The following is a 15,482-nucleotide window of genomic DNA, read 5'->3' as shown; positions in this document are numbered from 1 at the left end:
GCATTGCGGTCATCGACAAGGGCCGGGTGGTGGGGGGGGGGGGCCGGCGGCCCCCCACCCCGGCGCGCGGGGCGGCCCCGCCCCCCGGCCCCCCGCCCGCCACTACCGGTCAGCGGGGCACCAGGGTGAGCTCGTCGAGCACCCACATCGTGGGGCGGGTGTCGCCGGTGAAACGCACGCACAGGTCCTGGGTGCCCTTCACCGTTCGCGGCAGCGGCGCGTCCAGCGTGATGAAGCCATCCGGACCCGGCGCGGCCGGCAGCGTCACCGTGGCCAGCGGCGTGCCCTCGCAGGTGCCGGCGAGCACGTCCATCTCGCCATGCGCACTGCGCGCGGGATGGAACCGGCGCTGCGGCTCGTCGTGGGCCAGCTGGAAGTAGTAGGGAATCTGGCCGGCACGCACGCGCACCGTGGCGATGCCCGCCAGGTCGGCGTCCTTCCACGCCCAGCACGGGTTGAAGATGTTGACGTTGAAGATGGCGCGCTCGCCGTCGGCCGGGCCGTCATCTTCCAGACGCAGCAGCAGCTTGCCCTCACCCGGGCACATCGCCAGCTGTTGGTCGTTGCGGCGCAGCAGCGAGGCGGCGGTGAGCTCGAAGCGGCTGGCGGCGCTGGCCAGCGGTTTGCCCTGGAAGAAGGTGGCCGCCTGCACCGTCACCGGCAGGGCCTCGGTCAGCGGCGCGGTGTAGCGCGGCGATTGCGCGGTGACCGCACTGCCATCAACGCTGTAGCGCACCTCATAGTTGAGCGGGGTGTGCAGGGCCACGGTCACGGTGCCGGCCTTGCGGTCCTCGCGGCTGTCCTGTTCCACCTGGAACGGGGTCTGCGCATACGCCAGGCCCATCGCCTGCCAGCGCTGCAGCTGGGTGGGCAGGCGCGCCAGGAAGTCGGCGTAGTCACGGCGCCCGCGCGGCGACCAGCCGGTCTCGGCCACGGCGGCCAGGCGCGGGAACAGGTTGTGCTGCAGGCGCGCGTAGCTGCGGGTGTGCTCGGTGAACATGTTGGCCTGCAGGCCCAGGATGTGCTGCCGCTTGTCGGCGGCCAGCGCGTCGGGCACGGGCTCGAAGCCGTACACGCGCGCCAGCGGAGTGATCAGCGGGCGCCCCGGCGGCTCGTTGTCGGAGGTGGTCTGCAGGTAGTCCATGTACATGTCGGTGACCGGCGACATCACCACGTCGTGGCCCTCGCTGGCTGCCTTCAGGCCGCCTTCGGTGCCGCGCCAGGACATCACCGTGGCTTCCGGCGGCAGGCCGCCCTCGAGGATCTCGTCCCAACCGATCAGGCGGCGGTCGTGCTGCTCCAGGAAGGTTTCCAGGCGCTTGATCAGGTGGCTCTGCATTTCCATTTCATTGCCGGCCCCGACCTCGCGCATGCGCGCCTGCACGCGCGCCGAGGCTTCCCACTGGTCCTTGACCGCTTCGTCGCCGCCGACGTGCACATACTTCGCCGGGAACAGGGTGATCACTTCTTCCAGCACGTTCTCGAGGAATTGGAACGTGCTCTCTTCGGTGTTGAACAGGTTGGGGAACACGCCCCATTCGCTGAGCGGCTTGAGCGGGGTCGCCAGCGTGCCCAGCTCGGGATAGGCGGCGATCGCGGCGGTGGCATGGCCGGGCACGTCGATCTCGGGGATGACCTGGATGTGGCGCGCGGCCGCATAGGCGATCACCTCGCGGATCTGCGCCTGGGTGTAGAAGCCGCAGTACGGCCGGTCCGCGCCGGTCACCGGGTCGCGGCCACCATCGCCGGCCGGGATGCGGCAGCTGCCGACCTCGGTCAGCTTCGGGTAGCGCTTGATCTCCATGCGCCAGCCCTGGTCATCGGTGAGATGCCAATGGAAGGTGTTGAGCTTCTGTTCGGCCATCGCGTCGAGCACGCGCTTGATCTCGTCCAGGCTCTGGAAGTGGCGGGCCGAGTCGAGCATCAGGCCGCGCCAGCTGAAACGGGGGGCATCGTCGATGCGCAGTGCGGGCAGGGCACCGTCGGCAGTGCTGGTGAACAGCTGCGACAACGTGGCCGCACCGTAGAACAGGCCGGCCTCGGTGGCTGCGGCAACGGTCACGCCGTCGCCATTGCTGCGCAGCTGGTAGCCTTCGGCGCCGGTCTTCAGCGCGGTGTCCAGCACGAAGTTGACGCCGTTCTTGCCGTTGCCCTTGCTCACCTGCAGCGTGGGGCCGCCGCTGTTGCGCAACAGGGTGCTGAACTGGCCGGCCACGCGCGTGGCTGCCTCGCCGCGCGCCCGCACGGGGGTGCTGGCGGCCAGCTTGAAGGCGGCGCCTTCCAGGCGCTCAACGTGGGCCGGGGCGGGAATCAGCGGCAGGGCACCGGGCCGCGCACGCGGGCCATCGGGCGCCTGTGCATCGGTGGCGTGCGCGAGCGGTGCCAGGGACAGGGCCAGTGCGAAGGACAGCAGCGACAGCGAGGTACGACGGGTGCGGGTGTGCATCGGGTCATTCCTTTGTAGCGAATCGGATTCCACCTGTAAAAACGGGCCCGGAGGTCCGGGCCCGTCGTTCAGGCGTTCAACAGGGTGCGGCCTGGATCAGAACTTGAAGTGCACCGTGGCCATGTAGCGGCGGCCACTCTTGTAACGCGAGGCGAGGTGTTCCTTGTCGCCGGCGTACTGGAAGTATTCCTCATCCAGCAGGTTCTGCGCGTCCAGGGTGAGCGACCAGTTCTCGTTGAAGGTGTAACCGAAGCTGGCGCCCAGTTCGGCGTAGTCGTCCACGCTGGCCGGTGCGGAGCCGGCCACGTAGCCGCCGGCCAGGTAGCTGTCACGCCAGTTGTAGGTCAGGCGCGCGTTGATCGGGCCCTTCTCGTAGTACGGGCTGAAGGCCACCGAGTTGCGCGACTGGTAGGGCAGCGGATCGCCGGAGTTGTTCTCGCCGTTGGCATAGGTGTAGTTGGCGGTGAGACCGAAGCCGCTCTCGCCGAAGGGCTGCTGGAAGCTGAGGTTGAAGCCCTTGACGTGGCCGCTGCCGGCGTTGCGCGGACGCTGGATGCTGTAATCGCAGTAACCGTCGGCCGCGCAGCCGTTGGTACCGACGATGTTCGCCCAGGTGGCCGGGGAGGTGTCGCGGATCGAGTTGTACTGGCGTTCGATCACCGCGCTGGTGTCGATGTAGTTGTCGATCTTCTTGTAGAACAGCGACCAGGCCACCACCGACTGCGGCGCGAAGTAGTACTCGGCCGAGACGTTGTAGTTCCAGGACTCGTACGGCGACAGGTCGGCGTTGCCGCCGCTGCCGGTCAGCGTGGTGTCGTTGAGGAAGGTGTTGTTCACCATCTGGTTGTACGGAGCCCAGGCGATGACCTTGCTGGCGCCGAAGCGGAACACCCAGTCGTTGTCGGTGTCATACACCAGGTTGACCGAGGGCAGTACGAAGTCTTCCTTGCGGGTGCGGGTCTGCCACTTGGCGTCCAGGTCGGTCAGGGTCGGGGTGCCGCCGTAGACGAAGCCGCTGCCGGCGGTCTTGGAATCCACGTAGCGCACGCCGACGTTGCCGCGCACCGGGCCGTTGGAGAAGTTCAACTGCGCGTAGGCCGCGTTGTTGGTCTGCTCCAGTGCCCAGCTGTTGTTGAGGTAGCTGGCGGCATCGGGGTTGGCGAAGTCCAGTGGGCTGCCCTTGACCCAGTTCAGCACGTTGTCGCGGCCGGCCTGCACGTGGCGGCCCTGGCCGTCGGCGAAGCCCTGGATGTTGGTCAGGCCGATGGTGCCCACGTCGGCCAGGGTGCCCGGGCGTACGCCGCCGTACACGTTGAGGTCGAAGCTTTCTTCATGCTTGCCGTGGCGCGCGCCGAACTGCAGCGAGTTGAAGATGCTGTCGAACTGCACGTTGAAGTCGAGCTGGGCGTAGGTGTCCTTGCTCCTGGTGGAGAAGATGCCGTTGTTGCCGAACCAGCCGCCGGCCGAGCCCCAGTTGGCCGGGTTGCGGGCCGCATCGGGGTTGTCGAAGGTGATGCCGTTGTCCAGGTTCCAGCTGAAGCCGCCGTTGTAGAACGGCTCGATGAAGTACTGGGCCAGCGCCTTGTTGTCCGACTTGCTCTGGCCGGCCTGGCCGCTGATGCCCCAGCCTTCACCCTTCCATGCACCGCGCAGGTCCAGGCCCTTGGTGACCACTTCGGATTCGCGCACGTTGTTGTCGTAGATCACCGTGCCGCTGTTGGCGATCGCGCTGGCATTGGAATGGCCGCTGCTGACCACGCCATTGCGCACGTCGCCCAGCTGGTTGACGGCGTTGACGGTGCCCGGGTTCCAGGTCAGGAAGGAGTACATCGACTGGTTGTAGTTGTCGAAGTTTTCCTTGATGTACAGGCCGCTCAGGTTGAACTCGAGCTGCTCGTTGGGCTTGAACTGCAGGTTGACCACCGCGCTGTCGCGCTTGCGGTCCTGCTGGAACCACGCGGCGTTGACCGAGTTGGGCACGTCCGCGTTGGGGTCCACGCCGGTGGCGTTGGTGAAGGTGGAGGCCTTGGCGTAGCCGAACACTTCCATGCCCTGGCGGTCCACGCGCTCTTCGTAATGCTGGGCGGCGACGTTGATGCCGAAGGTTTCGTCGTTGTTCTTCCAGCTGTAGATCGCCGAGGCGTTGGGCTTGCCCTTGCTGGCCTGGTCGCTGTAGCTGTAGCCCACCGAGGCGGCCACTTCGTTGGCGCGCATGTCCAGCGGCTGGCGGGTGTGCATCAGGATGGTGCCGCCCAGGCTGCCTTCGGTCAGGCGCGCTTCGGAGGACTTGATGACTTCCATGCGGCCCAGGATCAGCGGCGACAGCAGGGTGTAGTCGAAGCCACGGTTGGGCTGCTCGCCGTACAGCCAGATCGCCTGCGCGACCGGGTGGCCGTCCAGGAAGGACAGGTTGAGGCTGGGATCGGTGCCGTCGATGCTGACCCGCTCACCCTGGCCGAAGCGACGGTCCAGCGAGATGCCGGGCAGCTGGGACAGCGCCTCGGCCACGTTGGTGCTGGGGAACTTGCCGATGTCCTCGGCGGTGATCGCCTCGGAGACGGTCACGTTGTTGCGCTTGGTGTCCAGCGACTTTTCCAGGCTGGCACGGATGCCCACCACGCTGACCGTGTCCAGGTCGGTCGGGGTGCTGGCCGCTTCCTGCGCCTGCGCGCCGAATGCCAGACAGCTGAAAATGGCTGCCGAAAGCAGACTCTTGCGGTGGTTCATGATGTCTCTCCTCATCAATCCGATGGTTCGCCGGCGACGGCGTGTCTTCTTGCGTCTGGTACGACTTTGCCGCGCGTCCCAAACCGGGGCCGCGCCATGGGTGCCACGTACTGCGTAGTGCTTGCCCGGCGCGCCGTCAGGCGTTCGGGTGGTCCCTATGTCCCAGGTACCAGCTGGCGGCGCCGATGACGCCCAGCTGCCCGTGCTCGACCACCTTCACGGGAATACGTTCCAGCGCCTCGCGCATCGGCCCCTTGTTGAGGTAGCGGGGCACGAAGGTGCTGTTCAACAGGAACTGGCGGATCTGCGGCAGGATGCCGCCGGCCAGGTACACCCCGCCGGTGACGCCGTACTGCAGGGCCATGTCGCCGATGGTGCTGCCGAGCAGGCCGCAGAACACCTCCAGGCTCAACCGGGCCGTGGCGTCCTGGTCGGCCATCGCCGCGGCGGTCACCGCATCGGGCGTGGCCAGGGTGGGGCTGCGTCCTTCCAGCGCGCACAACGCGCGATACAGGTTCATCAGGCCCGGGCCGGACAGCGCGTGCTCGACCGAGACGTGCGCGTGTTCGCGCTGCATCTGGCGCACGATCGCCATTTCCAGTTCGGTGGTGGTGGCCAGCGTGGGCTGGCCGGCTTCGGTGGCCAGCACCACCGCACCATGCGCGGTGGGAATCCAGACCGCCGCGCCCAGCCCGGTGCCCGGGCCGACCACCAGCGTGGGGCCGCGCGGGGCGCTGGCCGGGCCGGTGAGCTGGAGCACGCCGCTGGCATCGACCTGGGCGGCGGCATAGGCCACGGCTTCGAAGTCGTTGACGATGTAGACCTGGTCCAGGCCGACGTCCTGTTCGATGCGGCGGGCCGACAACGGCCACGGCAGGTTGGCGCTGATCACCGTGCCATCGAGCCGGGCCACGCCGGCGGTGGCCACCACGCAATGGGCCGGGCGCGGGCCGCTGCCGAGGAACTCGGCCAGGATCGCGCTCAGGCCGGGGTAATCGGCATTGCGGAACTTGCGGTATTCCAGCAGCTGCACCGGATGCTCGGGATCGGCGGCGGCCTGCACCCTGGCCACGCGGACATGCGTGCCGCCCACGTCGGCGGCCAGGAACGGCGGCACCGCGGCGGGCAGGGCATGGGCCGGTACAGAGTGGGCGGCTGCGGTCACACGGGCTCCCTTGGATGTGCGCGGCCGGGCTGACCCGGCGATTGAGGCGGAGTCTGTAATCGTTCTGACAACGATGTCAACGATAACCTCACACTTTCGATGTTGCGGCGCAGCGGGCGCTGTCATCAGAAAACGTTTTCATCCAACCCCCGTCATGTTTTTGCAACGCCGCTGAAAATAGGGCGCGGAGTACCGCGAGGCGTGGCGGGGCGTGGCCTCTGCGCAGGTGCAGCATGCGCGCCGCGCGCACCGTCGCCGACACCACGTGTTGACAAACCCGGCGGCGCCGACGAATAAATGTGACAACGTTGTTCCCAGCCACTCTTCCGACGCCGCCCCGCGCCGTCGATGCAGGAGCTCTCTTGATGTCTGCCGTGCCTGCTGCTTCCGCGCGTTCAAGCGTGCTCACCTCGATCCTGATCATCGGCGTGCTGTTCTTCCTGATCGGCTTCTTCACCTGGCTCAACGGTCCGCTGATCACCTTCGTCAAACTGGCCTTCGAGCTGGACGAAGTCGGCGCCTTCCTGGTGCTGATGGTGTTCTACCTGTCCTATTTCTTCCTGGCGCTGCCGGCCTCGTGGATCCTGCGCCGCACCGGCATGAAGAAGGGCCTCAGCCTGAGCCTGCTGGTGATGGCCGCCGGCGCGGTGGTGTTTGCCCACTACGCCCAGCAGCGCTGGTATCCCGGCGCGCTCGGCGGCCTGTTCGTGATCGGCAGCGGGCTGGCCCTGCTGCAGACCGCGGTCAACCCGTACATCAGCATCCTCGGCCCGATCGAGACGGCGGCGCGGCGCATCGCGCTGATGGGCATCTGCAACAAGATCGCCGGCATGCTTGCCCCGGTACTGATCGGCACGCTGGTGCTGCATGGCATCGGCGACCTGGACGCGCAGGTGAAGGTGGCCGATGCGGCGGCCAAGACCGTGCTGCTGGATGAATTCGCCGCCAAGATCCAGCTGCCGTACATGGCCATGGCCGGGCTGCTGGTGGTGCTGGCCATCGGCGTGCTGTTCTCGCCGCTGCCCGAGCTGAAGACCGCCGAAGCCAACGCCACCCCGGCGCGCGCGCCCGGCACCGCCGAGCGCACCAGCATTTTCCAGTTCCCGCACCTGTGGCTGGGCGTGCTGTGCCTGTTCGTCTACGTGGGCGTGGAGGTGATGGCCGGCGATGCGATCGGCACCTACGGGCATGGCTTCGACCTGCCGCTGGACCAGACCAAGATGTTCACCTCGATCACCCTGGGCGCGATGCTGGTGGGCTACCTGGTCGGCCTGGCGTTGATCCCGCACCGGGTGTCGCAGTCGCGCTACCTGAGCATCTCCGCCGTGCTGGGCGTGCTGTTCAGCATCGGCGCGCTGCTCACCCATGGCTACGTGTCGGTGGGCTTCGTGGCCGCGCTGGGCTTTGCCAACGCGATGATGTGGCCGGCCATCTTCCCGCTGGCGATCCGCGGCCTGGGCCGTTTCACCGAGACCGGCTCGGCGCTGCTGGTGATGGCCATCGCCGGCGGCGCGATCATTCCCCAGGCGTTTGCCGTGCTCAAGCAGCACGTCGACTTCCAGATCGTGTTCGCCGGGCTGATGGTGCCGTGCTACCTGTACATCCTGTTCTATTCCATGCGCGGCCATCGGGTCGGGCTCCCCCGCGACGGGCAGTGATCGGCGATCATGGACGTCCCACCGGAGCGGCAGGAAAAGAGCATGCGCAGAGCGACCATCAAGGATGTGGCTGAGCGGGCCAAGGTCTCGCTCAAGACCGTCTCGCGCGTCATCAACAACGAACCGTCGGTGATGCAGGCCACCCGGGCACGCGTGCTGCGCGCCATCGCCGAGCTGGATTACGAGCCCGATCCGGCCGCGCGCAACCTGCGCACCGGCACCACGCTGGTGGTGGGGCTGGTGTACGACAACCCCAACCCGTACCACATCATCGGCGTGCAGAACGGCGTGCTGGCGGCCTGCCGCGAGACCGGCTTCGGGCTGCAGATCCATCCCTGCGATTCGAGCAGCCCGATGCTGGCCGAGGAACTGGCCGACTGGGTGCAGCGCTCGCGGCTGGCCGGACTGGTGCTGACTGCGCCGATGTCCGAGCGCCGCGACCTGGTGGCCGCGCTCACCGCGCGCGGGATCAAGCTGGTGCGGATCATCGCCGCCACCGCCGACCCGGAAGACGGCGCCTGCGTGTTCGTGGACGACCGCGAGGCCGCGTATGAAATCACCGAGCACCTGATCCAGCTGGGCCACCAACGCATCGGGTTCCTGTGGGGCGGCAGTTCGCACCGCTCCAGTGGCGAGCGCCATGCCGGCTACGAGGCGGCGCTGCGCGATTACGGCATGAGCATCGACAAGCACCTGGTGGTGCAGGGCGACTACACCTTCGACGATGGCTTCCGCGGCGCGCGGCGCCTGCTGGCGCTGCGCGAGCCGCCCACCGCGATCTTCGGTTCCAACGATGAAATCGCCGCCGGCGTGCTGGCCGCGGCCAAGTCCGCCGGCATGAACGTGCCCTACGACCTGTCCATCGCCGGTTTCGAGGACAGCCCGTTCTCGCGCCAGTCGTGGCCGCCGCTGACCACGGCCAAGCAGGCCACCGAAGACATCGCCCGGCATGCCGCGCGCCTGCTGATCGCCCAGCTGCGCAGCGATGCCTACGACGACGCACCGCTGCAGCTGCAGAACCAGGGCTTCGTGCCGCAGCTGGTGGTGCGTGGCTCCACCGCGCCGATGCGCCCGCAGGGCGCGCGCCCTCCTTCCCTTGAAACCACCTGAGTCCCGCATGTCCCTGCCTGCCCCCCACGACACCCTGATGTACCGCGAGGCGGCCGAAGCGGCCGACGTGATTGCCGCGCAGTTCGCGCGCAACCAGGCCGCGGTGGAAACGCTGGCCGCCAGCCTGCGCGCGGCACCGCCGCCGTTCGTGGTCACCTGCGCGCGGGGCAGCTCGGACCATGCCGCCACCTATGCCAAGTACCTGCTGGAAACCCGGCTGGGCCTGGTCACCGCCTCGGCCTCGCCGTCGGTGGGCTCGGTCTACGAGGCACCGCTGAAGCTGCGCGGCGCGCTCTACATCGTGATTTCCCAGTCGGGCAAGAGCCCGGACCTGCTGCGCAACGCCGAGGCCGCGCGCGCCGCCGGCGCGCGCGTGGTGGCACTGGTGAACGTGGAGGATTCGCCGCTGGCGCAGCTGGCCGAGACGGTGATCCCGCTCGGCGCCGGTGCCGAGCGCAGCGTGGCCGCCACCAAGAGCTACCTGGCCTCGCTGTCGGCGATCCTGCAGCTGGTGGCCTACTGGAGCCAGGACGCGGCGCTGATCGCATCGCTGCGCGCGCTGCCCGACGCCCTGCGCGCGGCATGGAACAGCGACTGGTCCGCACTGACCGACGGCCTGGTGCCGGCGCACAACCTGTTCGTGCTGGGCCGTGGGCTGGGCCTGGGCGCCGCGCAGGAAGCGGCGCTCAAATTCAAGGAAACCTGCGGCCTGCATGCCGAGGCCTACAGCTCTGCCGAGGTGAAACACGGCCCGATGGCGCTGGTGGGCCCCGGCTTCCCGGTGCTGGCCTTCGCCCAGCCGGATGAAACCGGCGCCGGCACCCGCGCGGTGCTGGCCGAGTTCGGCGCGCGCGATGCGCAGGTGTGGCTGGCCGACGAGGGCGGCGACCTGGCGCTGCCGGCCGCGCCGCACCCGGCATGCGCGCCACTGCTCACCGTGCAGGCGTTCTATCGCGCCATCAACGCACTCGCCCTGCGCCGCGGCCACAACCCGGACCTGCCGCCGCATCTGAACAAGGTGACGGAAACCGTCTGATGAAGACCGTGCTGCGCAATGCCCGCCTGCTGGCCGGCGACGAGTTCCGCGATGACCTGGCCGTGGTGATCGAAGACGGGGTGATCACCGCGTTGCTGTCCGACGCAGCCCCGCAGCTGGGCAGTGCCGACGAGCAGGTGGACCTGGGCGGCGGCTGGCTGCTGCCGGGCTTCATCGATGCCCAGGTCAACGGTGGCGGCGGGGTGCTGTTCAACAACACGCCCGACGTGGACAGCCTGCGCCGGCTGGCCGCCGCGCATCGCCGCTTCGGCACCACCGGGCTGCTGCCCACGCTGATCAGCGACGACGTGCAGGTGATGCGCCAGGCCATCGACGCCACCCGCACGGCGATCGCGCAGGGCGTGCCGGGCGTGCTCGGCATTCACCTGGAGGGGCCGTACATCGCCCCGGCACGCAAGGGCACCCACGACGCCAACAAGTTCCGCGTGCCCGATGCCGATGAGATCGCGATGGCGGCCTCGCTGGACAACGGCGTCACCCTGCTCACCCTGGCCCCGGAGCGGGTGCCGCTGGAGAGCATCCGCGCGCTGGTCGAGCGCGGCGTGATCGTGGCCGCCGGCCACACCGCGGCCACCTACGAGGAAGCGCGCGCCGGGCTGGAGGCGGGCATCCGCGGATTCACCCACCTGTACAACGCGATGTCGCCGCTGACCGGGCGCGAGCCGGGCGCGGTGGGCGCGGCGCTGGAAGACCGCGACAGCTGGATCGGGATCATCGCCGATGGCGTGCACGTGCACCCGGCCAGCCTGCGCGTGGCGCTGGCGGCCAAGCCGCGCGGCAAGGTGATGCTGGTGACCGATGCGATGCCGCCGGTGGGCGCGGACAGCCCCAGCTATGAACTGTATGGCGAGGTCATCACCGCCGTGGACGGGGTGGTGCGCAACGCGGCCGGGTCGCTGGCCGGTTCGGCGCTGGACATGGCCACGGCGGTGCGCAATGCCGTGCACCTGCTCGGCCTGCCGCTGGCCGAAGCGGCGCGCATGGCCTCGCGCTATCCCGCGCAGTTCCTCAACCTGGATGATCGCCTGGGTGAGATCGCCGAGGGCTACCAGGCCGACCTGGTGCTGCTGGACGACGCGCTGCAGGTGCGCAGCACCTGGATCGCCGGCCAGCGCGAGGACGCATGAGCGCGGCCGCCGCTCCGCGCATGGGCTCGATCGATGCCCTGCGCGGGCTGACCGTGGCGGCGATGCTGCTGGTCAACAATCCCGGCGACTGGGGCCACGTGTATGCGCCGCTGCTGCATGCGGACTGGCATGGCTTCACGCCCACCGACCTGATCTTCCCCCTGTTCCTGTTCATTGCCGGGGTGTCGATGGCCTTCAGCCTGGCCCCGCGCGCCACCGATGCCGCGCGGCGACCGGCGCTGCGCCGCGCGCTGTTGCAGCGTGCGCTGCGCATCCTGGTGGCCGGCGCGCTGCTGCACCTGCTCGCGTGGGGCCTGCTCGACCTGCCGGCATACCGGCTGTGGGGCGTGCTGCAGCGCATCGCGCTGTGCGTGGCCGGCGTGGGCCTGCTGGCCATCTACGCGTCCGTGCGCGTGCAATGGGCGGTGCTGCTCGGCCTGCTGGGCGGGTACGCCGTGGTGCTGCTGGGCGCGGCGTCGCTGGCGCCGTGGCACAACCCGGCCAGCCGCGTGGACACGGCCTTGTTCGCGCCGCTGCTGTACCGCTACGACCCCCTCACCGGGCTGGGGCATGACCCCGAAGGCCTGCTCAGCAGCGCCGGCGCGCTGGCCAGCACGCTGCTGGGCCTGCTGGCCGGGGGCTGGCTGCGCGCCGGGCGGTGGCGCGCGCTGGCGCTGCTGGCGCTGGCCTGCCTGCTCGGCGGGGCGCTGGTGGCTACGGTGCTGCCCTTGAACAAGCAGCTGTGGACGCCCAGCTTCGTGCTGTGGGCCGGTGGCCTGTCGGTGGCCGCGCTGCTGCTGGCGCATGGGCTGGTGGACCGCGCCGGGGTGCCGGCGATCGGCCGCCGCTTCGGGGTCAATGCGATTGCCGCCTACCTGGGCTCCTCGGCAATGGCGCTGGTGTTGATCGCCAGCGGCGCCTGGGCAGGCCTGTATGCGACGCTGTCGGCGCTGCTCCCGGCCGCGCCACGGCTGGCCTCGCTGCTCTGCGCGGTGCTGTTCGTGGCCGTGTGGTGGGGCGTGGTGTGGGCGCTGGACCGGCGCCGGATCTACCTGAAGATCTGAGACACCCCCACAACCGACATCACATGTTTACGGGTTCCTCACCCATCGGCAGGGACAGTACCGGTGCCGGCGTCCCCCTGTTTCGCATGTCGCCTGTGCCGTACTCCTCTTGTTGAACAGGACTGGTGTATGCGCCCCACGCTCTCCATGCCGGCACGCCTGCTGCTGGCCGACCGCCTCGGCGCCTGCGTGCGCCAGGGCCGCCGCGGCGCCCTTGGCACCGTACTGCTCACCACCGCATCGCTGGCCTGGGCCGGCTGCGATACCCCAGGCGCCACCTCGGGGCAGACCGTCACCTGTTCCAGCGCGCCGCCCAACCCGGCCACGGTCGCCATCGGCACGGTGGCCGGTGCGTCCTCGGTCACCTTCAACATCCTGCCCGGCGCGCAGCTGGCCGTGGCCAGTGGCGCCGCGCTCACCGTGCAGGATGGCAGCGGCCACCAGATCACCAACGATGGCAGCCTCATCGCCACGGCCGGCCGCGCGCTGCAGCTCAACGGGGCCACCTGGCTGGTCAACCGCGGCACCATCAGCGGCAGCACCGGCGCGGTGGTCTCCGGCAGCGGCAACGACCGCATCGACATGCTGGGTGGCAGCCTGCAGTGTGGCGTGCTGCAGGGCGCCGGCAACGACGTGCTGGTCATCCGCGACGGGGTGATCGACAGCGTCGACCAGGGCGATGGCGAAGACAGCCTGGAGATCAGCGGTGGCAGCGTCACCGGCACCGTGCAGCAGGGCAGTGGGGTGGACACCTTCCTGATGACCGGCGGCAGCATCGGCGCCCTGCTGCAGGGCGATGCGCTGGACCGCTTCCGCATGACCGGCGGGCGCATCGTGGGGGCGTTCGATGATGGCGACTACGCCGAGATGACCGGCGGCCGCATCGGCCGGGTCAACATGAAGCTGGACGACAACACCTTCCTGATGTCCGGCGGCACCATCGACGGCAACCTGGTCACCGGCTTCGGCCGCGACACCATCGTGCTGTCCGACGGCTACATCGGCGGCAACATCAGCGTCAGCGGCGGCGACGATGCGGTGACCGTTACCGGCGGCACCGTGCGCGGCGAGATCCGGCTGAGCTTCGGCAACGATCGCCTCACCTGGGAGGGCGGCGGCGTGGTGTACGGCGCCATCGACTTCGGTGAAGGCGACGACGTGGCGCAGCTGACCAACCTCAACAATGCCCACCTGGGCGCGCTGCCGTCCTTCGACGGTGGGCCGGGCAACGATGTGCTCGGGCTGGACAACGTCAAGACCAGCGGCGTGGCGCGCTTGGGCAACTGGGAGCAGGTGGCCCTGCGCGACGATACCCAGCTCACCTTCGATGGCACGCTGGTGCTCGGTGACAGTGGTACCGGCAGCGGCCGGCTGGACATCGATGCCACCAGCGCCGTGTTCGGTGGGGGCAGCAACGGCGGCATCGCCCCGTTCATGGCCGGGCAACTGGCCACCCTCGGCAATGCCGGCCGCATCGACCTCAGCAACGGTGGCGGGCCCGGCGACACCTTCACCGTGGTCGGCAACTACGTCGGCAATGGTGGCGCGCTGTATCTCGACACGGTGCTGGGCGGCGACAACGCGGCCTCGGACAGGCTGGTGATCTCCACCGGCAGCGCCAGCGGCACCACCGGGGTGGGCATCCTCAACGCCGGCGGCGCGGGCGCGGCCACGGTGGCCGACGGCATCCTGGTGGTGCAGGCGATCAACGGCGCCACCACCGCGCCTGCGGCGTTCGCGCTGTACAACCCGGTCGCGGCCGGCGCGTATGAGTACTTCCTGTTCAAGGGCGGGGTCAGCGACGGCACGGCGGAGAACTGGTACCTGCGCTCGACCCTGGTGGCCAGTGTCACCCCGGCGCCCTCGCCACCGCCCGGCGGCGGCACCCCGGCACCGCCGCCGCCACCGGACAGCACCGGCACCCCGCCGGTGGTCCTGCCGCCGGCCCCGCCGCCGCCGCCGGACGTCAACCCGCCCGACGATCCCAACCCGGCCGCACCCGAGCCGGCCCCGCCACCGCCGCCACCCCCACCGCCCGACGTGGCGCCGCCCACCATCGACACCCCGCCGCCGGTGCCCGCCGACGTGGCTGCGGTACCCGGGCCGCTGGCGGTGCCGCCCACGCCTGGCGCGCGGCCCGCGCAGGGCGACATCATTCCGCTGTACCGCGTGGAGACCGGCCTGTACGCGGTGGTGCCGCCGTTGCTGCGGCAGACCAGCCTGGCCAGCCTCGGCACGTTCCACGAACGCCAGGGCGAGCAACGCCTGCTGGCCGGGCAGGGCGGCGTGCGCGCGGCCTGGGCGCGGCTGGTGGGGCAGAGCCACGAACAACACTGGGAAGGCGACGCACAGCCCGGCTTCGACGGGGACGTGCAGGGCCTCCAGGCCGGCGTGGACCTGTACGCCAATGCGAGCGATACCCACCGCGACCAGCTCGGCGTGTTCGTCGGGCGCACCCGCGCGCAGGGCAACGTGACCGGTTTTGCGATCGGCTGGGAAAATGTGGCGGTCGGTCGCACACGGCTGGATGACAAACACGTGGGCCTGTACTGGACCCGCGCCGGCAGTGCCGGTGGCTATCTGGACGCGGTGGTGATGCAGAGCCGCTACGACGGCGAGGCCACCTCCTCGCGCGGGCTGGGCATCGACGTGCGTGGTGATGGCACGACCGCCTCGCTGGAAGTGGGCAAGCCGCTGCTGCGGTTCGGGCAGAGTGCGTGGTGGCTGGAGCCGCAGCTGCAGGTGATCTGGCAGCGCACGTCGGTCGATGATGCGGGCGATGCGGTGTCTGCGTTGCGCTTCGACACCGACAGCGCCTGGACCGGACGCGTCGGCCTGCGCCTGGCCGCCGACTACGACATCGCCGGCAACGGCTGGCAGCCCTACCTCAAACTCAATTACTGGCAGACGTTGGACGGCGAAGACCGCATCGACTTCGACAGCAACCGCATCGGCAACCAGCAGGGCGCGCGTGCGCTGGAGGTGGGCGTGGGCGTGGTGGCGCGCTTCAACGCCAACGTCAGCGCGTTCGCGGTGGCCGACTACACCCGCGACCTGGAAAGCAGTGCGCAGCGCGAACGCCGCATCGTCGAGGGCAACATCGGCCTGCGCCTGGACTGGTAACCGGC

General features: G+C 69.5%; 9 protein-coding genes. 6 read left to right on the top strand and 3 right to left on the bottom strand.

Annotated features, from left to right (window positions below; all coding sequences use genetic code 11):
* Positions 1 to 109 precede the first annotated feature (109 nt).
* The 3 genes from RSA25_RS03910 to RSA25_RS03900 all read right to left on the bottom strand — a co-directional run bounded on the left by RSA25_RS03910 (position 110) and on the right by RSA25_RS03900 (position 6,338).
* Positions 110 to 2,446 carry a family 20 glycosylhydrolase gene (locus tag RSA25_RS03910; protein WP_332807603.1) on the bottom strand — a complete coding sequence of 779 codons (2,337 nt, stop codon included), beginning with the start codon at positions 2,444 to 2,446 and terminating at the stop codon, positions 110 to 112.
* A 96-nt stretch (positions 2,447 to 2,542) separates the two neighbouring features.
* Positions 2,543 to 5,173 (bottom strand): TonB-dependent receptor, encoded by a 2,631-nt coding sequence (locus RSA25_RS03905; protein WP_332807602.1) that lies wholly within the window; start codon positions 5,171 to 5,173, stop codon positions 2,543 to 2,545.
* A gap of 136 nt (positions 5,174 to 5,309) precedes the next feature.
* Complete coding sequence (locus tag RSA25_RS03900) at positions 5,310 to 6,338, bottom strand: glucokinase family protein (protein ID WP_332807601.1); 1,029 nt, start codon at positions 6,336 to 6,338, stop codon at positions 5,310 to 5,312.
* 365 nt (positions 6,339 to 6,703) lie between these two features.
* On the opposite strand from RSA25_RS03900, the gene RSA25_RS03895 reads away from it, so the two are divergent.
* The 6 genes from RSA25_RS03895 (at position 6,704) to RSA25_RS03870 (ending at position 15,477) form a co-directional block, all read left to right on the top strand.
* The gene (locus tag RSA25_RS03895; RefSeq protein WP_332807600.1) at positions 6,704 to 7,996 is read left to right on the top strand and encodes a sugar MFS transporter; all 1,293 of its coding nucleotides are present in this window, start codon (positions 6,704 to 6,706) and stop codon (positions 7,994 to 7,996) included.
* Between the two features lie 42 nt (positions 7,997 to 8,038).
* Complete coding sequence (locus RSA25_RS03890) at positions 8,039 to 9,106, top strand: LacI family DNA-binding transcriptional regulator (RefSeq protein WP_332807599.1); 1,068 nt, start codon at positions 8,039 to 8,041, stop codon at positions 9,104 to 9,106.
* Positions 9,107 to 9,113: 7 nt separating this feature from the next.
* Complete coding sequence (locus RSA25_RS03885) at positions 9,114 to 10,142, top strand: SIS domain-containing protein (protein ID WP_332807598.1); 1,029 nt, start codon at positions 9,114 to 9,116, stop codon at positions 10,140 to 10,142.
* Positions 10,142 to 11,290: an N-acetylglucosamine-6-phosphate deacetylase gene (gene nagA, locus RSA25_RS03880; RefSeq protein WP_332807597.1), complete on the top strand. Its 1,149-nt coding sequence runs from the start codon at positions 10,142 to 10,144 to the stop codon at positions 11,288 to 11,290. Before RSA25_RS03885 ends, nagA begins: the two co-directional genes overlap by 1 nt.
* Positions 11,287 to 12,354, top strand: coding sequence for a heparan-alpha-glucosaminide N-acetyltransferase domain-containing protein (locus RSA25_RS03875; RefSeq protein WP_332807596.1), 1,068 nt, complete (start codon positions 11,287 to 11,289; stop codon positions 12,352 to 12,354). Before nagA ends, RSA25_RS03875 begins: the two co-directional genes overlap by 4 nt.
* 129 nt (positions 12,355 to 12,483) lie before the next feature.
* Positions 12,484 to 15,477 carry an autotransporter domain-containing protein gene (locus tag RSA25_RS03870; RefSeq protein WP_332807595.1) on the top strand — a complete coding sequence of 998 codons (2,994 nt, stop codon included), beginning with the start codon at positions 12,484 to 12,486 and terminating at the stop codon, positions 15,475 to 15,477.
* Positions 15,478 to 15,482: the final 5 nt, after the last annotated feature.

Origin of the sequence: Stenotrophomonas sp. (assembly GCF_036662295.1) — a bacterium.
GTDB lineage: Bacteria > Pseudomonadota > Gammaproteobacteria > Xanthomonadales > Xanthomonadaceae > Stenotrophomonas.
The sequence above is the reverse complement of the archived record's forward strand: the minus strand, read 5'-3'. Positions and strand labels throughout refer to the sequence as shown.